Origin of the sequence: Streptomyces sp. NL15-2K, assembly GCF_030551255.1 — a bacterium.
In the GTDB taxonomy this organism is placed as follows: Bacteria; Actinomycetota; Actinomycetes; order Streptomycetales; family Streptomycetaceae; genus Streptomyces.
In genome coordinates this window covers 1,018,931-1,036,406 of record NZ_CP130630.1, presented here as the reverse complement: position 1 = coordinate 1,036,406, position 17,476 = coordinate 1,018,931, and the positions used below count along the sequence as shown (strand labels likewise).

The 17,476-nt window shown below is 69.4% G+C and carries 17 protein-coding genes; 8 read left to right on the top strand and 9 right to left on the bottom strand.

Annotation, left to right across the window (positions count from 1 at the left end; genetic code table 11):
- Window positions 1–225: 225 nt before the first annotated feature.
- From Q4V64_RS04285 to Q4V64_RS04265, 5 genes are all read right to left on the bottom strand, one after another.
- Window positions 226–759 carry a hypothetical protein gene (locus Q4V64_RS04285; RefSeq protein WP_124445074.1) on the bottom strand — a complete coding sequence of 178 codons (534 nt, stop codon included), beginning with the start codon at window positions 757–759 and terminating at the stop codon, window positions 226–228.
- A 29-nt stretch (window positions 760–788) separates the two neighbouring features.
- Entirely contained in the window at window positions 789–1,901 is a 1,113-nt protein-coding gene (locus Q4V64_RS04280) for an AMP-binding protein (RefSeq protein WP_216377714.1), read from the bottom strand.
- Window positions 1,874–2,704 (bottom strand): AMP-binding protein, encoded by an 831-nt coding sequence (locus Q4V64_RS04275; RefSeq protein WP_216377713.1) that lies wholly within the window; start codon window positions 2,702–2,704, stop codon window positions 1,874–1,876. Before Q4V64_RS04275 ends, Q4V64_RS04280 begins: the two co-directional genes overlap by 28 nt.
- Window positions 2,701–3,306 carry a fumarylacetoacetate hydrolase family protein gene (locus Q4V64_RS04270; RefSeq protein WP_124445073.1) on the bottom strand — a complete coding sequence of 202 codons (606 nt, stop codon included), beginning with the start codon at window positions 3,304–3,306 and terminating at the stop codon, window positions 2,701–2,703. The genes Q4V64_RS04275 and Q4V64_RS04270 overlap by 4 nt, the downstream gene beginning before the upstream one ends.
- A gap of 125 nt (window positions 3,307–3,431) precedes the next feature.
- Window positions 3,432–4,040, bottom strand: a complete 609-nt coding sequence (locus tag Q4V64_RS04265) for a TetR/AcrR family transcriptional regulator (RefSeq protein ID WP_124445072.1) — start codon at window positions 4,038–4,040, stop codon at window positions 3,432–3,434.
- Window positions 4,041–4,452: 412 nt separating this feature from the next.
- Here Q4V64_RS04265 and Q4V64_RS04260 point away from each other — a divergent pair, with 412 nt between their 5' ends.
- Together Q4V64_RS04260 and Q4V64_RS04255 are read left to right on the top strand one after the other, a co-directional pair.
- Window positions 4,453–4,761, top strand: a complete 309-nt coding sequence (locus Q4V64_RS04260) for a malic enzyme-like NAD(P)-binding protein (RefSeq protein ID WP_306308387.1) — start codon at window positions 4,453–4,455, stop codon at window positions 4,759–4,761.
- An 81-nt stretch (window positions 4,762–4,842) separates the two neighbouring features.
- Window positions 4,843–5,310, top strand: a complete 468-nt coding sequence (locus Q4V64_RS04255; protein WP_124445071.1) for a MarR family winged helix-turn-helix transcriptional regulator — start codon at window positions 4,843–4,845, stop codon at window positions 5,308–5,310.
- 386 nt (window positions 5,311–5,696) lie between these two features.
- Here Q4V64_RS04255 and Q4V64_RS04250 read toward each other — a convergent pair whose 3' ends face one another.
- On the bottom strand, window positions 5,697–6,152 hold the full coding sequence (locus Q4V64_RS04250) for a MarR family winged helix-turn-helix transcriptional regulator (protein WP_303708938.1): 456 nt from the start codon (window positions 6,150–6,152) through the stop codon (window positions 5,697–5,699).
- A 314-nt stretch (window positions 6,153–6,466) separates the two neighbouring features.
- On the opposite strand from Q4V64_RS04250, the gene Q4V64_RS04245 reads away from it, so the two are divergent.
- Window positions 6,467–7,540 (top strand): alkene reductase, encoded by a 1,074-nt coding sequence (locus Q4V64_RS04245; RefSeq protein WP_124445070.1) that lies wholly within the window; start codon window positions 6,467–6,469, stop codon window positions 7,538–7,540.
- Window positions 7,541–8,315: 775 nt separating this feature from the next.
- Here Q4V64_RS04245 and Q4V64_RS04240 read toward each other — a convergent pair.
- On the bottom strand, window positions 8,316–8,831 hold the full coding sequence (locus Q4V64_RS04240) for a flavin reductase family protein (protein WP_124445068.1): 516 nt from the start codon (window positions 8,829–8,831) through the stop codon (window positions 8,316–8,318).
- A 161-nt stretch (window positions 8,832–8,992) separates the two neighbouring features.
- On the opposite strand from Q4V64_RS04240, the gene Q4V64_RS04235 reads away from it, so the two are divergent.
- Genes Q4V64_RS04235 through Q4V64_RS04215 form a run of 5 tightly spaced genes read left to right on the top strand, consistent with a single transcriptional unit; the run spans window position 8,993 to window position 13,909 of the window.
- Entirely contained in the window at window positions 8,993–9,754 is a 762-nt protein-coding gene (locus Q4V64_RS04235) for a GntR family transcriptional regulator (protein WP_172629565.1), read from the top strand.
- Complete coding sequence (locus Q4V64_RS04230) at window positions 9,751–10,188, top strand: heme-binding protein (RefSeq protein ID WP_124445066.1); 438 nt, start codon at window positions 9,751–9,753, stop codon at window positions 10,186–10,188. Before Q4V64_RS04235 ends, Q4V64_RS04230 begins: the two co-directional genes overlap by 4 nt.
- 2 nt (window positions 10,189–10,190) lie before the next feature.
- Window positions 10,191–10,934 carry a CocE/NonD family hydrolase gene (locus Q4V64_RS04225; RefSeq protein WP_124445065.1) on the top strand — a complete coding sequence of 248 codons (744 nt, stop codon included), beginning with the start codon at window positions 10,191–10,193 and terminating at the stop codon, window positions 10,932–10,934.
- A 27-nt stretch (window positions 10,935–10,961) separates the two neighbouring features.
- Window positions 10,962–12,998 (top strand): PEP/pyruvate-binding domain-containing protein, encoded by a 2,037-nt coding sequence (locus tag Q4V64_RS04220; RefSeq protein ID WP_124445064.1) that lies wholly within the window; start codon window positions 10,962–10,964, stop codon window positions 12,996–12,998.
- Window positions 12,995–13,909: a hypothetical protein gene (locus Q4V64_RS04215; protein ID WP_253267459.1), complete on the top strand. Its 915-nt coding sequence runs from the start codon at window positions 12,995–12,997 to the stop codon at window positions 13,907–13,909. The genes Q4V64_RS04220 and Q4V64_RS04215 overlap by 4 nt, the downstream gene beginning before the upstream one ends.
- A 70-nt stretch (window positions 13,910–13,979) precedes the next feature.
- Here the strand turns inward: Q4V64_RS04215 and Q4V64_RS04210 are convergent, their stop codons facing one another.
- Both Q4V64_RS04210 and Q4V64_RS04205 read right to left on the bottom strand, forming a co-directional pair.
- Window positions 13,980–16,289: a glycoside hydrolase family 127 protein gene (locus tag Q4V64_RS04210; RefSeq protein ID WP_124445063.1), complete on the bottom strand. Its 2,310-nt coding sequence runs from the start codon at window positions 16,287–16,289 to the stop codon at window positions 13,980–13,982.
- Between the two features lie 188 nt (window positions 16,290–16,477).
- Window positions 16,478–17,395, bottom strand: coding sequence for a glycosyl hydrolase (locus Q4V64_RS04205; RefSeq protein ID WP_253267458.1), 918 nt, complete (start codon window positions 17,393–17,395; stop codon window positions 16,478–16,480).
- Between the last annotated feature and the right edge of the window lie 81 nt (window positions 17,396–17,476).

Sequence of the window (17,476 nt, the reverse complement as noted above, 5' to 3'; positions counted from 1 at the left end):
GCTGGCGGTCCGGTAGATCAAGGAGGTCGTACGGCAGAGACTCGACGCCCGCTGGACGCGGGGCTGCGTCTCGAACGACGCGGCTACCAGCCGATGTTCGGTACCGCCGACTTCCGCGAAGGCGTCAAGGCCTTCGTCGACAAGCGCACCCCGGAGTTCACAGCGGACTGACCGACAACGCCGAAGGGGACGCCGTCCGGCGGAAAACGGCGTCCCCTTCGGCGGTCAGCGGGCCTTCGGCCCGACTTCCCGGCCTGTCAGAAGCTGGTGCTCGACCTGCCGGAAATCGGACGGCGAGCGCTCCGGCGAGGCGATACTGCCGAGCCAGCCGAGGAGGAACGCCACGGGCACCGAGACCAGACCGGGGGTCTGGAACGGATACAGATCGAAGCTCGCGTCCGGCCACAGTGCGAACTCACTGCCCGAGACGGTGGGCGAGAGGATCGTCAGGGCCACGCTGAGCACCAGTCCGCCGTAGACCGACCACAGCAGGCCGGTGCGGTTGAACCTGTGCCAGAAGAAGGAGTAGATCAGCACGGGAAAGATGCACGACGCCGCGACGCTCATCGAGAAGGTGGTGAGGTGGGTGACGTTGAGATCGATGCCGACGGCGAATCTGCCGGGGCCGGCCTGGAGTACGGCCCCGCAGGAGCCGAGGGATTCGGCGAGGACCGCGGCGGCGCCGCCGCGGAGTAGGCCGTAGACCTGGGTGTTGCCTTCGACGGGCATCGGGCCGACGATGCGGCGGTGATCGCCCATGATGTGCCGGGGCTCCCATCGTGTGCTGGTCAGTCGGTCGTGATGGTGAACGGGAAGGCGAAGGCCCCGAGCACCTTGGCCGCGGCGTCGACGTCCGCACCGGCGGGCAGGGTGGCGATCACGTTCTGCGGCAGGTCCGGATCCGGGTGCCTGCGTACGGCGGCATCCGCGAACCCGGCGTCGCGCAGTGCGGCGGTGAGGGCCTCCTCGGTCTCGCGGCGGCCGAGGGCGGGCTTGAACAGCTTGCCGACCGCGGTCATCGGCATGCTGTCGATGATGTGCAGCGCCTTGGGCCGGGCGGCGCGCTCCGCGATGCGCTCGTCCAGATAGGCGAGCAGGTCCTTCTCCTCCGCGGTGGCGCCGTCCTTGAGCTGGACGTAGACCACCGGCAGTTCGCCCACCCGCGGATCCGGCCGGCCGACGGCCGCCGCGTACTGCACGTCCGGGTGGGCGTAGAGCGGTGTCTCGATCACCGAGGGGTCGATGTTGTGTCCGCCGCGGATGATGAGTTCCTTCTTACGCCCGGTCAGCCAGAAGTAGCCGTCAGCGTCCTGGCGTCCGAGGTCGCCCGTGTTGAGCCACCGCTCACCGTCGCCCGTGTCGACCCACAGGTTCGCGTTCTGCGCGGCCACGCGGTACCCGGCGAACACGTTGGGCCCGTTGATCACCAGCGCCCCGGTCTCCTCGGCCGCGCAGTCGCGCACGTACGCACCGGCGTCGTCGAGCACGACGGCCTTCATCCTCTGGAACGGGATCCGCAGACCGATCGAGCCCGTCCGCCGTTCCCCGAGCGGGGGGTTGACCGAGGACACACACGTCCCCTCGGTCAGTCCGTAACCCTCGAGGATCTTCACGCCCGTGGAGCTCTCGAACCGGTTCATCAACTCCACGGGAAGCGGGGCCGCTCCGCAGATGCCGTACTCCAGCGAGCCGAGGTCGTACCCGTCCGTGGTGTGCTCCAACAGGGCGGCATAGATGGTCGGGACGCCGGAGAAGAAGTGGATGCGGTGGTGCTGGACGATGTCCCAGAAGGCCGCGAGGAGCCCGTCGGCCCGGTAGCCCTGTGGCGTTCCGAGGACGACGTGCGCGCCCTGCGAGAAGGGGACGAGACCCGTCATGAGGACGGCGTTGACATGGAACATCGGCAGGCCGCAGAAGATTTCTTGCCTTCGCCGACGAGGCCGGAGAGCAGGTATGACGTGCTGAGGGCGTCGGAGACCTCGTTGCCGTGGGTGCGCATCGCGATCTTGGGCAGGCCGGTGGTTCCACCCGTGCCGAAGTACGACGAGAAGTCGTCCGGGGCGATGATCCGGCCGCTGACCAGGTGATCCTCCGGTTGCCCCGCCCGCAGGGCTGTGAAGTCGTGCACGGCGATACCGGAAGGCAGCTGTCGGGCGCCCCCCGGCGGCGCCGACTTCGCTCCGGGTGCGCGCTCGGCCAGGTCGACCAGGACGACATGCCGCACGGAGTCGACGCTCTCGACGGCCCGGGCGACCTTCTCCCAGGTGTCGGTTCCCGGGAACGGCGCGAGCGTGACCACGATCGCGGCGCCCGCCGCCCGGAGCAGGTCGGCGATGGCCTCGGGCTCCAGGAGCGGGTTGAGGGAGAACACGATGCCGGCCGCCTGCCCGCCCCAGATGACGAAGTGCGTCTCGGGAAGGTTGGGCAGGATGTAGGCGATGACGGTGTCTTCGTCGGCGCCGAGGGAGTGGAAGGCGTTGGCGGCGCGGGTGATCTCACCGAGCAATTGTTGATACGTCCAGGTCTCGGGCGTCCGGTGCCGGTCGGCGGTGAGGAAGAAACTGAGGGCGGGCGCCGAGGGGGTCCGGTCGGCGGTGCGCCGGATCGCCTCGTACGCGCTGGCCGGCACGTCCTGCGGCCAGCCCCGCGCCTCGATGGCCTCCACGTCGGCCAAGGTCGCCACGCCCTGCGGTCGCGCGCTCATGACCGCCCTCCGTCGACGACGCGGTTGCGCCGCACGCCGAGGTCGATGCGGCCGTCCTGGCCGGCGATGCTCGCCTCGACGACGCCGCCGGGTTGCAGATACGGTCGACCGGCCTGCGATTTTCCGAACGGCTGCCATCGTTTTGCCGCCAGCAGCAGGCCGAGCAACTTGACTACGGCGGGACTCGGGACCTTCAGCGCGCACCCGGCCGGGGTGCCGGTCGCCAGCGGATCGCCCGCGGCGAAGTCCCGCACTGCGGAGAGCTCGGGGAGCGTCTCGGCCGGCTTGAACACCAGGTTGGCCTCGGTGAAGATCATGTTGAAGGTCTTGTCGTCGGGATTCATGCCCGACTCGACCGTGTACTGCCGATAGTTGGCGCCCTGGCAGACGAACCGCTGGTCGCGGGTCACCGGCGACAGCAGCTGGAGGTCGTTGACGTCCACCATCTCGCCGCCCAACGCGGCCAGTTCGCCGGTGGTCGTGCGCTCGACGAGCTCGCCCGTCGTCCCGAACCCACCGGGAACCGGGGTGATCTTGTCGCCCCGGAGGACGCCCCAGCGTGCTGGGCCGTCGGCGGCGTAGCGCACCACGGTGGTTGCCATGTCTTCCCACTCTCAGTTCATCGGGTACGGGATGCGGAGATCGGGCGTGCCATCGACTGAGCTTGCCGACCGACACGTCGGGGGTGTGGCGCAGGTGGTGCCAAGCCATTTCTGTCGGGGGTGGCTCAGCCTTCCGGCGGAGCGGGAAGATCCATGGCGGCGAGGCGCTGCGCCTCGTCCGGCGCGATGCCGAGGGCTCGCAGGACCAACTCGGCGGCCGTACTGCCGGCTTCACGCCAGCCCTGGTGGCCGTCGAGGACCATCCACATCGCGCTGACCGTCGTACCGCTGATGAAGCCGGCCACACTCAGTACCTTCGTCTCCGTGATGTTGTAGCGCCCCGAGGCGATGCCCTCGGCGAGGTCCTTCATGGGCGGGCCGCTCAGCAGCGTCCGCAGATGTTCGTCGGTGAGGGCGTAGCGGACCAGGAACCTGCCGATCGCCGGATCCTCGTGGGAGAGCCGGACGAACAGCCGCAACCCGGTGGCGAGTCGGGCCGCCGGGTCGGTGTTCGCGGTGCCGGCGACGACCGCGCCGACCTTGGAGTGCAGCTCACGGGCCATGTTCTCGATCACGGTCGTGAACAGTTGCTCGATCGAGTCGACCTTCTGGTAGAGCGTGCCGCGCGCGACCTGTGCCTCGGATGCCAGCTCGCTCATCGTGAGGTCGGGCTTGTCCCGCTCGGCGAACAACCGGATGGCCGCTGCCGTGATCCTCTTCTCGGTCGCGCTCACAGGTCGTGGCCTCCCTGTCGTGGCAGTGCGTGGATCGCACGCGCGTGCTCTCTATTGATATTGAGTGATTTTCAATTAACACTGTTGACTTGAATTGAACATGAGTGTTCACTCTGCGGCCAAGCGCAGAGTGGAAGGCGGCGCCACCATGACTCGGAGAGCCGCGCACATGCCGCGCGCACGATGGAGCTGTTCCGTCGCCTGCGAGTGGCCGGTCCCGGGCTGGGAGCTGCACCGCTTCTGCTTCTGGTTCGTCGACATCGACGGCTTGCGACCGGCCGGTGATCCTTCCGCTGCCCCACCCCACCTCGCGCGCCGAGGCCGACCTCGCCGACCTCGCCCTGGACCGACGGCAGGGCGCTGATCGCCGCCGGTTCCCCATTCCCGCCGCTGAAAGCTGGACGGGCGCGAGGTGCCGGTGGCGCGGGCCAACAATGTTCTACGTCTTCCCGGCCGTCGGGCTGGCCGTGGAGTCTGCCGGGCCTCCCAGGTGACCGACCGCATGATGCCGGCCGCGGCGCCGGCCGTGGGGGAGTGCGCGGTGCGGGCGGGCGCGGACGAGGCGACCCCGCTGCTGCCATCGCTGGTGGGCATGAGGGACGCGGCCCGCGAGATCGCGCTGGCCGTGGCCAAGGCCGCGGTGGAGGTCGGCGTCGCACCCGAGGCCACGGAGGCCGAGCTGCGCGCCGCGGTCTCGGCGACGCAGTGGACGCCGCGGTAGGCCTGACCGCGGGAGATGCCATGGCCGATGGGTTGGCTTCGTAGGACTGGGTGACTCATCAACTCCTCTACACTCGCTTGTATGGATGAAGACGTGCGGTGGTTGACGGCGGAGGAGCAGCACGCCTGGCGGAGCTTTGTTCGGTTGCATGAGCGGCTGGGGGGCCGTCTGTCACGCATGTTGCAGAGTCAGTCGAAGCTCTCGTCCGCGGATTTCGGCGTGCTGGTCAATCTGACGGACGTGCCGGACGGCCGGCAGCGTTACCAGGATCTGGCCCGGGCGCTCGAGTGGGAGAAGAGCCGGATGTCCCACCACATCGCGCGGATGGCCGGACGAGGGCTGGTGATCCGCGAGGGGTGCCCCGAGGACGCGCGGGGAGCGTTCGTGGTGATCACGGACGCCGGGCGGGCGGCGATCGAGAGGGCGGCTCCACTGCATGTGGAAGCGGTACGAGGGCTGTTCCTGGACCATGTCACCCCGGCGGAGCTGCGGACGCTGGCCGACATCTCCGACCGAGTGGTGGCGAAGCTGGAGGAGGACCCCGCCTGATCGGTCGATCGCAGTGCTACCTGGCAGCAAAGGCGTCCTGAGATTGTCCTGGGCCTCGAAGCCAGGGGCCCCTCCAGACAGGAGGGCCTGGCCCTCGTCCTACCGGCAGCGCCCGACGTCCGGGAGCCAGGCCGCGGCGGACGGCTGATCCCCGATCGCATGGCGGCTCCGGATCCGTCGTGCGGTACCTAGTGCCGCGACAGGCAACGTTCGCCCCGTCGCGACGTCCGGCACGCTCCCCCACTGCCCTAAAGGCGTGGGAGGTGCCCCCACTCGCCGCACCGGCCGGAAGCCCAAGTACGTCCAGTAGGAGGGCTTTCGGCCGGCACGCCGAGAGCACGCACCGGACGCCGCTCCTTGAAGGGCGAACGTTGCCTGTCGCGGCACTAGTCGAGTTGTGCCGCGGCCCGTGTGAGGCTGCCCTCGATCCGGCCCAGGACCTCAAGAACCTCGGCCTGCTCCTTGGGGGTCAGGTCGTTGACGGTGCTGGCCTCGAGATCGAGCCAGGCGCGCTCCACCTCTTGCCGCAGGGCGTTGCTGGCGGCCGTGGGTTCCACGATGGTGGCCCGCTTGTCGCTGGGGGAGGGGCGGCGACGTACGAAGCCCGCGTTCTCCAGGCGTTGAACGGTGCGGGTCATGGTGGCGGCGTCGGAGTCGAGCAGGCGGACGAGGTCGGTCTGGCGCTGGGGGCCGCGGTCCCACAGCTGCATCATGACCAGTTCCTGGCCGGGGTGGAGGCCGACGCGGCGCAGTAGTTGCCCGGCGAGCATGCGGTGCACGCGGGCCACGCGGAGGATCGCGTGACTGAGGGGACCGGCCGCGACGGACGGTGGCAGCGGCAAGGGGCCTTCCGCCGACGCCGTCGTCCGGGCTTTCGTCGAGCGACTTGCGTCCGCTCTGTCCGGCTGGGTCATTTCTTCCTCGCTGGGTGGTTCTGAACTTGCCTGAACAAGTAGACGCTACTGCCCTGCTGGGTCTCAACAGCTGTGACGAGACTCCTTTGGACCCCCAAAACCGGTCTAGGTGACGTGGATCACGGGTGTGAGGGGATGGCTCTGTACTGTTTACTTGTTCAGACAGTAAATCGCGCGATCAGCGCTGGTACGTCATGGGCTGCGGGACACGGCGGCCCGCCTGTGAGACAAGGAAAGTAGTTATGTCGACGGCATTCCAGTCCTACGACCTCAGTGGCAAGCAGCTGGCCAATCGCATCGTGATGGCTCCGATGACCCGCAGCCGCGCATACGATGATGGGCAGTGCGTGACCGATCTAACGGCCACCTACTACGCGCAGCGGGCGAGTGCCGGTCTGATCGTCACGGAGGGCACCCAGCCGTCGGTGGTCGGCCAGGGCTACCCCGCCACGCCGGGCATTCACTCGACCGAGCAGGTCGCGGCGTGGCGCAAGGTGACTGAGGCCGTGCACGCCGAGGGCGGTGTGATCTACCTGCAGCTGATGCACACCGGCCGGGTCGGCCACCCGAGCCTGATGGGTCTTCAGCCGGTCGGCCCGTCCGCCGTCACAGCCAAGGGCCAGGTCTACACGCAGAGCGGCCCGCAGGACTTCGTGGAGCCGAAGGAACTCACCGAGGCCGAGATCCTCGAGACGATCGCCGACTATGCCTCCTCCGCGCGCAACGCGATCGAGGCCGGCTTCGACGGCGTGGAGCTGCACGGCGCCAACGGCTACCTCATCCACCAGTTCCTCGCCCCGAACTCCAACCAGCGCACCGACGGCTGGGGCGGTTCGCCGCAGGCCCGCATCCGCTTCGCCGTCGAGACCGCCAAGGCTGTCGCCGAGGCCATCGGCGCGGACAAGGTCGGCTTCCGCATCTCCCCCGGAAACCCCTTCAACGACATCGACGAGTCCGACCGGGTCGACGTGGAGGCGACCTACACCGCGCTGGTCGACGCCCTGGCCCCGCTCGGCCTGGCCTACCTGCACCAGATGGAGGCCCCCGAGATCCGTGACCTGACCCTCCGCCTGCGCAAGCAGTTCCCGGGCACCTACATCCTCAACCCCTTCACCGCCCCGCGGCCCACGGGCCCGGAGGAGCTGCAGCTGATCGAGGACGGCACCGCCGACCTGATCGCCTACGGCGCCCTGTTCCTGGCCAACCCCGACCTGCCCAAGCGGCTGGCCGCCGGCGGTCCCTTCAACTCCCCGGACCCCGCCACCTTCTACGGCGGTGACCACACCGGTTACACCGACTACCCGACCCACGACTGACCTTCGGCCGTCAGGCCTGCACGTGTGCCCCCGGCCCGGTGGATCCGGCCGGGGGCACACGTGCAGGCGCGCATCTTTTCCTGTCCGGACAGCTCACGTTTTCCTGTCCGAACAGCTCATGGGTGAACGGCATGGGCGAGTACGAGGAGCCGAGCGCCACGACGGAGGTCGGATTCCGGGGCGCGACGCAGAGAAGGGGACGCCTTCCGGTGTCGCATTCGGCGAGTGGCAACGGCCAACGCCTCCGCAGACGGCAGCGTGCAGCAGGTGTACAGCCACACCCGTCACTCCCCGACCAGTCGTCCGCTTTGGACAACGGTCGCCGTGACGTCATGTCGGCCGGCCGCTTCTCCCGAGACCGCGCACATGTGCGCGTCCTCGGTGTGCGTGCTCTCGTAGCCGATGACCCGCCCCGTCCCGTGTTCGGTGGGTATCGGGTAACAGTGGAACGCCGGACCTGCGGCTCGTGGAGGCCGCGCCGGTAGGTGCCCAGGTCGGCGATCGAGGCGAGGGCGAGTTCACGCTTGGTGGTGAAGCCGGCAAGTTCTCTGTCGCGGGCCGATTCGACGGCTCCATCCTCCGGCACGAGTTCGCAGAAGGCGCCCACCGCCGGGAGCCCCGCTTGGCGCGCGGGATCCACCGCTGCCTCGGCTGTCCAGGGCTGCTGTGAACGAGACAAGGAGCGGTGTAGCAAGGGCCGCGGCGAAGGTCACGCTGCCCTGGGCACGGCTGTCGTCCACGACCACGACGGGATGTCCGGCCGCTCCCGCAGCGATCAGGCTTCGGCCACTCTGCGAGCGCTGCTGACGACGACGTCATCCGCGATGGCCCCGACGGTCGAGAAGGTGTGGTCGTGGTAGACCAGAGGTGAGCGCTGGTCGAGCTCGGCGTGTTCGACTGTTCCCAGCACGACCACGTGGTCGCCACCATCGAGAAGCTCGCTTGTCCGGCATACCAGCCAGACGGCGGCGCCGGGCAGCCGCGGTAGTCCCGCGTCGGGACGCCAATCCACGGACGCGAACTTGTCGGGACTCTTCTTGCTGAAGTTGGCCGCGAGCACTTGTTGGTCACTGGCCAGCACGTTGATACCGAAGCGCTCGGCGCCCCGCAGTTTGGCCAGCAGTTCCGACTGCCGGTCCAGGGCTACGGAGATCATCGGTGGATCAAGAGACAGGGAAGTGAACGCGCCGACGGTAGTGCCGTGCGGCCGCTCCTCCGAGATCGCCGTCACGACGACGACCGGGGTCGCAACCTGAGACATGGCAGCACGGAACAGATCGGGTTCGACCATGACGCCTCCTTGAGTACTGGGTCCATTCTGTCTACAGAATGGACCCTTAACTATGCGTTCACAAGGCCAACTTCGCGACGAATCACCTTGACGCTAGGTAATTCTGTCGACAGAATGCTGAGTGTCGCCACACGGATCGAGTACACGCAGGGGCTATGCCGATGGTCGAACGATCACCAGACTCGCTGACATCAGCGGAGGCCGGGAGCGAGGCGGGTCAGGGAACTATCACCCTCGAGGCGGTTCACGAACTGCTGCGCAACCGGATCCTGCACGGTGAACTCCCGCCGGGAGCGGTCGTGTCCCAGGCTGATCTGTCTCGCGACCTAGGGGTGTCCCGCTCCCCGATCCGCGAGGCGTGCCGGTTGTTGGAGCGGGAAGGGCTCGTGGTCTCGAGGCACAACCGCCGTGTCCAGGTTGCCGACTTCTCGCTGGACGACCTGGAGGAGCTTTACGCCTCGCGGTTGGTGCTGGAACCGCTGGTGCTGACCGTGCGCGTAGCATCACTGACAGAGCGTGAACTGGAGCAGATGGCCACGGCGCTCGAGGAGATGCGGCAAAGCGCCGAGCAGCGCGACTACGACCGGTTCACGGCTCCGCACGAGCGGTACCACGCGCTCCTCTACTCGGACATCGATGGCCGGTTGCTGCGGCAGATCAAGCAGTTGGCCGATCACGCGAGCCGGTATCGCCGTGTCTACATGACTCAGACGCCGAGCGCCTGGGACGTGGTCCTGGAGCACGACACCAGGATCTTGCAAGCGGTGTCCCGAGGGGACGCCGTGGGCGCTGGTGCGGAGCTGGCCCGACACCTGGCTGCCACAGCGCTGTCGATGATGGCGCTGATGGATCCTCTGCACGACCCACGCCTGCTCCGTGCCGCGCTGCACCAAGCCTGTCACAGTGAGGGAGGAACGAGATGAGTGATTCGGAACCGACCACCTACGAGCGGTCGACGGTGAGCTACGAGACGGCTCGCCGACTGCTCGAGGCCGCTGTCGAGAGCGCACGCGAGGCCGGTATGCCGGCGGCCATCGTCGTCAGCGACGTCGCCGGGGAGCCGATCGCGATCGCGCGCACGGACGGCGCCGGCCTGCTGCCCATGAAGGTGGCATCCGACAAAGCCTGGACGGCCGCCAATGCCGGTGCTCCCACCGAACAGGTGCACGCCTTTGTCAGTTCGGACCCGGCGGCGCTGGCGTACATGCCGGCAGTACCCAGGTTCAGCTCGGTCGCCGGCGGTCTTCCCATCACCGGCGGCGGTCGCGTGATCGGTGCGATCGGGGTGAGCGGCGGCGCCAGCGCTCAGGACGTGGCCGTGGCCCGCGCAGCGCTTGATGCCCTCGGGGAGCTGTAGAGATGTTCGGCGTCAACTGGAGAACCTCGCCACGACAGTACGACGTGCTGGTCGAGCGACATGTGCGCATCGTGATGGACGACGGCGTCGAGCTCGACGCGCAGGTGTACCGGCCGGACTCCGACGGCCAGTTCCCTGGCCTGCTCGGGGTGCACGCCTACGACGCCGCTATGCAGACCGCGCACTCGCACCCTCGCGCGATGAACCTGGCGAACGCTCAGGCCGAGGCCGGCGATCCCTACTTCTACGCACGGCGCGGTTACGTCCATGTGATCGTCAACGCGCGCGGGACCGGCGCCTCGGGCGGCAGCTACTCCCACTACGGACCGCGCGATGTCGACGACATCGTCGCCGTCATCGAGTGGATGGCGGCCCAGCCGTGGTGCACGGGCGGGGTCGGGATGTTCGGCGTGTCCTACTTCGCCGTAGCGGCGAAGCAGGTCGCGGCCCGCAATCCGGAACCGCTCAAGGCCGTGTTCGCGCCGTTCGGGTACACCGATTTCTATCGCGACAAGTTCTACCACGGGGGCATCCTCGCCCGGAACTTCGTCACGTCGTGGACCAAGCAGCTGGCCAACGTCCAGGTCGAGGGATGGAGCAAGAAGGCGCTCGGCGAGGAGGAGTACGCGCGCCGGTTGGAGCAGTTGCGCGCCTTGGGGGTGGTCCCTTCCAGTGTGGCCCGCGCCCGGCTGGTGGTCGTGGACTCTTGGTTGTTGCGTCAACAGGATCGACACCCCAGAACTTAGAGAAAGCGGATGTGATGTGTCAACTAAATGGCGCGACTGCCCGCGCTGCCGGGCTTCGTGCTGGTGCCCGTGAAGCGGGGGCCCGGGGCGCGGTCCGGGGAGGACGCGGTGCGTTCCGCGTGGCGTTCTCCGGCCGGGCCGGAGGGGCAGGAGAGACCGCTGGTCGTGCGCTCCTCCTCCGCCCACGAGGACACCGAGGAATCCTCCATGGCGGGGCGTTTCGAGTCGGTGCTGGACGTGCAGGGGTGGGAGGGCTTCACCACCGCGGTGCAGACCGTGCTCGACTCCGCGCGGCGGGTACGGCCCCTACGACCACCGCAGGACACCCCGGAGGACGACGGGATGGCGGTACTGGTGCAGCCGATGCTCACCTCGGCCGTCGGCGGCGTGATGTTCGGCGCCGACCCGGTGGACGGCCGCACCGACCGGATCCTGGTCAGCGCGGTACGTGGCGGACCGGACCAGCTGGTCGACGGCAGCACGCAAGGCGTGCGTTACCAGCTGACCCGTATGGCCCGGCTCGTGCGGACGGAGCCGGCGGAGCCCCGCGGGGAGCGGCTGCTGTCGCACCGGCAGCGGGTCCGGCTGGTACAGCTGGCAAAGCAGACCGAGCGCGTGTTCGGCGGGCCGCAGGACATGGAGTTCGGCTTCGACGCCGATGAACGGCTGTGGCTGTTCCAGGCGCGTCCCATCACGGCGATGGCCGCGCGGCCGCCGCGGGGCGCCCGCCTGCTGGGGCCCGGCCCGGTCGCCGAGACCCTGCCCGGTGTACTCCAGCCACTGGAGGAGGACCTGTGGGTGACCCCGATGTCCCACGGCCTCACCCTGGCCCTCGACATCGCCGGGGCGGCACCGCGCCGCCGACTGCGCAGACTCCGCCTGGTGACCACCGTGGAGGGACGGGCCGCCGCTGATCTGAAGCTGCTGGGCGCCGTACCGTCCGCCCACCCCGTCCCGGACTTCATCAACCCCGCGCCGAATGCCCGCAAAGCGGGAGCGGCCTGGCGCGTGGGCCGACTGCGCTCGGCGCTGCCGATGCTGGCGGTCGACCTGATGGCTGACGTGGACCGTGCGCTGGCCGACTTCCCGGCGCCCGGCGAGATGCTCAGCGGCCAACTCCTTGACGCCGTCGCCTGGGGCCGGCAGGTGCTGTCCTCCCTGCACGCCCAGGAATCCCTCGCGGGCGCCCTGCTCGGCGCCGGGACCGGCGCCACCTCCGCGGGGGAGGCGCTGGCGGAACTGGCGGAGGGCCGCGCCCGTGGTCTGACCGACGAACAGCTCGTCGAACGCCACCCCGTGCTCCTGGTCCTGCTGCCGCCCACGCTCGGCGACCGGGCACCGCTGCCGCGACAGACCGGCTGGACCACGGTGCCGCGCGGTGTGGGCGCACTGCCGGTGCGCGAAGGACTGCGGCTGCGTATTCGCTGGGTGCAGGAGATGCAGGCGCAGATGGTGCGGGAGATGACGCGCCGGCTGGGCCCTGGGGAATGCCACCTCGGACTGTCCCGCCTGTCGTTGCTGCGCTGGGACGAACTGGTCAAGGCGGCGGACGGCGCCGGACTGCCGGCCGACCTCGCCGAACGACAGCCGCAGCAGGACACGGGACCGCTGCCCGCCGCGTTCCGCCTGGCCGACGGCCGCCCCGTGGCCCAACTCCCGCCCGGACACCGTACGTCCGGCGAGGGACAGGGAGCCGGCGGCGGATTCGGCACCGGCACGGCCTGGGACGGCCATGGCGCACGCCCCGACCGTCCCGTGCTCGTCGTCCGCTCCCTGGACCCGGCCCTGGCACCGCTGCTGCCCGGCCTGGCCGGACTCGTCGCGGAGACCGGCAGCGCCCTGTCCCACCTCGCTGTGCTGGCCCGCGAGTACCGCGTCCCCACGGCGGTCGGCGTACCCGGAGCGGTGGACCGCTTCCCGGCCGGCGCAGCACTCACCGTCGACGGCGGGACCGGCGCGGTCACCGCGGACGACAGCACCGACGCGGCAACCGAAGCCCCCACGACACGAGACACGACACGAGACACGACACGAGACACGACACGAGAGGAGTCGGCGGCATGAAGGCCATCAGACTGGTCGGCTACACCTTCGGCGGACTGTTCGCCGGCTACGCCGGCTACTACACCGTGCTCTACCTGACCCGCTGGGAATGGCAGCGGGCCCTGATCTCCGCCGCCCTGCTGATCGTCGTCGAGGTGTTCCTCGCCACCGTCCTGCTGCTCACCCGCCTGACCCGGCTGGAGGAACGGCTCGAGCAGAACGACGCCCGCGTCGAGGAGGTGCGCAAGCGCCTCGAACAGACCCGTGATCCGGTGCCGAACCACTTCAACTGGCTGCGCTCGAGCGACCTGACGGATGTGAACGGAAGCCGCACGTTCGTGTTCGTACCCGTGCTGATGGTGGCCGGTGCCGCGCTCTCGGGGGTCGCCATGGTCCTCCAGAAGGTCGCCGGAGCCACGGCACGGCCGGGCGCGGAGCGTCGGCTGGCCGGACGGCTGGCGGCCCTGACCGCACCGCCGGTCGCCGGGACGGCCTCCCCGGAGGACCAGCCGCCGATACCGCCCGCCCGCACCGGCCGCAGGGCGATCGCTGTGGTGGCGGCTGTGGCCGGCCTCCTGATGGTGCCCCTGTTGTGGTCCGCATTGGCCGACGCGACGCAGACACGGGCCGAACAGGCGCCGGACGCCGCGAGCACGACCATGGTGTTCCGCGTGGAAACCCGCGGGGACCAGAGCCCGCAGGCAGTCCAGCTCGCCGCCCAGGACCTGTGGGAGACCTGTCGCCGCTCCACCGCGGCGGAGAACGGCGACGCCACGCTGAACCGGATGGACGCCGGCGTGTATACGGGCGTCGTTCGACCCGCACTGCCCTCGCACGACGTGATGCGGCTGCGCGGGTGCATCGAGGACGCCAACACCAACCGCACCAGCGCCGTCGTACTGGGGGAGGGACGGGCGGAGCACCGGGGCTGAGCGCGAACTCTGGCATCGGTATGGCCGGCCGGTACGCGTACTCCTCCGAGTTGTCTGTGTACCGGTGATGTCAGCGCACCAGGCGCACTTCGCGCAGCCGGATGGTGCTTGCAGGGCCGACCGCTTCGAACCGGATCTCGGCGGTCCCGGCAAGACGGTTTGCACCGAGCGGGAGCACCTGGGAGATTTCCCGGCCCTCGGGATGCGGCGACGGCGTCAGTGTGCCCAGCACACGGCCGTCGACCAGTACACGGGTCGGTCCGGCACTCTCGCCTGAGAGGTGGGTCACCTGAAGCCCGGTTGCGGCACCGTCCGGGTCTGTCAGGCGGTAGGACCACCATCCGGTTGCTGCCCGCCACCGCAGCCCGTCGGTGAGGTCCGACCATGTGTCGTGCCCCTCGAACCGGTGGTCGCTTTCGGGCTGTTGCTCGCCGGCGGCAACGGCGTCGACGGTGCGGTCGCGCAGTGCGAGTGCCGCCTCGTCGGCCGCGCGGAGCTCCGCTCGTCGCTCGTGGAGGCGTTCCGGTTCCGCCAGGGGGAAGTAGAGGTGGTAGCGGGAGTCGTGGATGCCGGCGAACGGGACGAGGGTGACGGACTCACCCGGTCGCGCGTCCACCTGGTCCAGGGCGAACGCCAGCCGGTCGGGGGCGATTCGGTGTACGCCGGCCGCCAGATCGGAGGAACTCCGGGCGACCACGACGGGCAGGTGTTCCAGGGGGCGCAGCGGGCCACCGGCGACATGTCCCATGCGGGAGTCGTCGGCGAAGAGCCCGACCAGATCGCCCCGGTCGCCCTCGGCCGCCAGCACGCTGGGTCCGAAGCGGTACGACACCCACGGCGAGCCGTCGGGGAGCAGCTCGGCGCTGATGCGCGGGCGAAGGTCCACGGTGACTGTGTCCCCTTCACGCCACTGCCGCTCCAGACGTACATAGGTCAAGGGCTGTCCGCCCGCTCCACGGCGCGTCGTGAGCGGGGCCGGCCCGCCCTCGGGCGGCGCGCCGTTGATACGGATCCGCGGTGTCCCTTCGTGCCAGCCGGGGACGCGGATGTGGATCGCCACAGGCGTGGCGGGAGCGCGCCGCACCACGAGGCTCACCTCCTCGTCGTAGGGGGCTGTCCCGGTCTGCTCCAGCATCAGGTTCTGTTCGGGCAGGCTGAGCCGGGAGGCGATGAAGAGGTTGACGAACAGGTCGTCGCCCTCGGTGGTGTACACCAGCTCGCCGTACTTCGCGTGGTTCTCCAGCCCGGTGCCGACGCAGCACCAGAAGCAGTCCTGGGGCGTCGACACCACGCGGTAGTGGCCCGGCCGTACCGGTGTGAAGTACACCAGCCCGCCCTTGGGGTGCAGGGAGGAGAGGATGTGGTTGACCGTCGCACGCTCGTAGTGGTCGAGCACCTCAGCATCCGGCTCTTGGAGGAACAGGGCGCGGCTCAGTTTGAGCATGTTGTAGGTGTTGCAGGTCTCGGGGCCCTCCGGTGACTCGAGCGCGGACGTGAAGTCGTCGTGGGGGTGCAGGTGCTCGCGTACGGAGTTGCCGCCGAAGGAGAACGTCCGGTGCCGGGTCATGGTCTGCCAGAAGAACCGGGCGGCGTCCCGCAGGCCGGGGTCGTCGACGACCTCGCCGAGGCGCTGGTATCCGACGGCTTTGGCGATCTGGGTGTTGGCGTGCATCCCGTCGAGGACGTCGCGGTGCTCGCGCAGCGGGCCGAGCAGCGACTGGTCGAGAAAGCGCCGAGCCAGGGCGGCGTAGCGGTCCGTGCCGGTGACGTCGGCGAGGTCCGCCAGCACCTCGCACATGCCGCCGAACTCGGTGCGGAGCATGGCTTCGTGGGTGTCGTCGTCCATTCCCGCCGCCGCCCGGTCCCACCAGTCGGCCAGCCGTCGGAGGGCGGTCAGTGCCAGGTCCGAACCGGCGTGGCGGTGGGCGTCCAGCAGGCCGGCGAAGAGCTTGTGCAGGTTGTACCACGGCACCCAGGCACCGCCGAGCTCGAAGGAGTCCCGCTCCACCTGGCCCGCGGCGACCCGCTGCCACAGCCGCACGCCGTCGGGGATGCCCCCGACGTAGCCGGTGCCCAGGGCGTCCTGGCACTCGACGACGCCCTGGACCAGACGCTCGACCATGGCTTTCGGCCGGGGGTCGTCCGTCACCGCGCTCATGAGCGCGGCACCCGACAGCGCGTGCCCGAGGGTGTGGCCGTCGAGACCGGAGTTCTCCCAGTTGCCGTAGGACTCGGCGACCGGCGGCAGGCCGGCCTCGCGCCGCAAGGGTGCCAGGAGCCGGTCGGTGTCGAGGGACAGCAGGTAGTCGAGAGCGGTGGCCTGCGCGTTCAGGAACGGGCCGGGGAGGAGGCGTACCGCGCTGCGGGGGAGTGCCTGCATGACTGCTTGTTTTCCTTCGTTCGAACTTTGCGGGCCTGCGGGGAAGCGGCGTCGTGGTGCCGGCGATCTGGCTCGCGAGCGCGCCGCTCAGCCGGTGGGTCGTGTTCGGAGTGAGGTCGTGGACGACCACCCGGAGTCCTGAGGCAGATGTGAACGGCCGTCAGGGCGGGAACGGCAAGGCCCCAGTGTCACTGGTCCGGCCCTTCGAGAGGGAGGATGGGGGCCTCAAGGACTTCGTCGCGGTCGCACACGAGGGTGTCTCCGCTCACCCGCAGGCGGGCGACCTGGATCGAGCTCCGGCGGCCGTTGTGGTCGTCGTGGGGGCCGGGGTCGTCGTCGGATCGCCTGGGGTGCGAGAAATAGAAGACGAACGCGCCGAGCTCGCTGGTGACGACATCGGCGTGGTAGCCGTACCCCCCGTCGTCCGGACCCTGCCCGGGACGATCGAGGATGAGCCCTCGCGGTTCCCATGTCTCCAGGTCCCGTGAGTGGAGAACCCGCTGTCCATGCCATTCGTCGATGAGCATCCAGTAGCTGCCGCCGAGCTCGAAGACGTTCGGGCCTTCGTGCTTCGAGCACTCGACGGCCGGCCCCCGGACGGTCCACCGCGACAGATCGTCGCTGTCCGCCGCGTAGGTGTGCGCGTGATCGGCCTCGTCCTTGTACCACATGCGGTAGCCGCCTGTGGGGAGCCGCAGGACGCAGGCGTCGATCACTCTCTCGGACGAGAGCGACAAGGTGGAACGGTAGGTCCAGGAGAAGAGGTCGTGGCTCGTGTAGTGACGGATCACGCGTGCATGGCCCGCCCACTGCGTCGGAACACCGCGGATCACGCTGACGAACATGTGGTACTCCGTGCCGTCGTCGACGATCTCAGGCGCCCAGTAGGTGTGCCGCCCGGGCTCGATGTCCAGCCCTTCGGCGATTCCCCGGTACAGCCAGGAGGCTCCGCCGTCCGCGGAGGACGCGATCCCGATGTCGGTTCCGTGTATCCAGCTCACGTCGTTCATCGGCGGCGCGTCGGCGCGCCGGCTCGTGTAGAACATCCACCACTCTCCGGCCTGCCGGTTCCGGATGACGGTGGGGTCGGTCGCGCCGTCGTGCATGGGGTCTCGGAACAGGGGTCGGGCAACGGTTGTCATCGGTTCTTCCCAGGCGTGAGTGTGGTGGTGCCGCGTGCGGGCCCA

What these genes read in the sequence shown, in the direction of transcription:
- Q4V64_RS04270 (WP_124445073.1), bottom strand. Translation starts at nt 3,306, where the DNA reads ATGGCAACCACCGTGGTGCGCTACGCCGCCGACGGCCCAGCACGCTGG.
- Q4V64_RS04285 (WP_124445074.1), bottom strand. Translation starts at nt 759, where the DNA reads ATGGGCGATCACCGCCGCATCGTCGGCCCGATGCCCGTCGAAGGCAAC.
- Q4V64_RS04210 (WP_124445063.1), bottom strand. Translation starts at nt 16,289, where the DNA reads ATGCAGGCACTCCCCCGCAGCGCGGTACGCCTCCTCCCCGGCCCGTTC.
- Q4V64_RS04255 (WP_124445071.1), top strand. Translation starts at nt 4,843, where the DNA reads ATGGATGAAGACGTGCGGTGGTTGACGGCGGAGGAGCAGCACGCCTGG.
- Q4V64_RS04205 (WP_253267458.1), bottom strand. Translation starts at nt 17,395, where the DNA reads ATGCACGACGGCGCGACCGACCCCACCGTCATCCGGAACCGGCAGGCC.
- Q4V64_RS04280 (WP_216377714.1), bottom strand. Translation starts at nt 1,901, where the DNA reads ATGTTCCATGTCAACGCCGTCCTCATGACGGGTCTCGTCCCCTTCTCG.
- Q4V64_RS04245 (WP_124445070.1), top strand. Translation starts at nt 6,467, where the DNA reads ATGTCGACGGCATTCCAGTCCTACGACCTCAGTGGCAAGCAGCTGGCC.
- Q4V64_RS04215 (WP_253267459.1), top strand. Translation starts at nt 12,995, where the DNA reads ATGAAGGCCATCAGACTGGTCGGCTACACCTTCGGCGGACTGTTCGCC.
- Q4V64_RS04275 (WP_216377713.1), bottom strand. Translation starts at nt 2,704, where the DNA reads ATGAGCGCGCGACCGCAGGGCGTGGCGACCTTGGCCGACGTGGAGGCC.
- Q4V64_RS04225 (WP_124445065.1), top strand. Translation starts at nt 10,191, where the DNA reads ATGTTCGGCGTCAACTGGAGAACCTCGCCACGACAGTACGACGTGCTG.
- Q4V64_RS04220 (WP_124445064.1), top strand. Translation starts at nt 10,962, where the DNA reads ATGGCGCGACTGCCCGCGCTGCCGGGCTTCGTGCTGGTGCCCGTGAAG.
- Q4V64_RS04235 (WP_172629565.1), top strand. Translation starts at nt 8,993, where the DNA reads ATGGTCGAACGATCACCAGACTCGCTGACATCAGCGGAGGCCGGGAGC.
- Q4V64_RS04240 (WP_124445068.1), bottom strand. Translation starts at nt 8,831, where the DNA reads ATGGTCGAACCCGATCTGTTCCGTGCTGCCATGTCTCAGGTTGCGACC.
- Q4V64_RS04230 (WP_124445066.1), top strand. Translation starts at nt 9,751, where the DNA reads ATGAGTGATTCGGAACCGACCACCTACGAGCGGTCGACGGTGAGCTAC.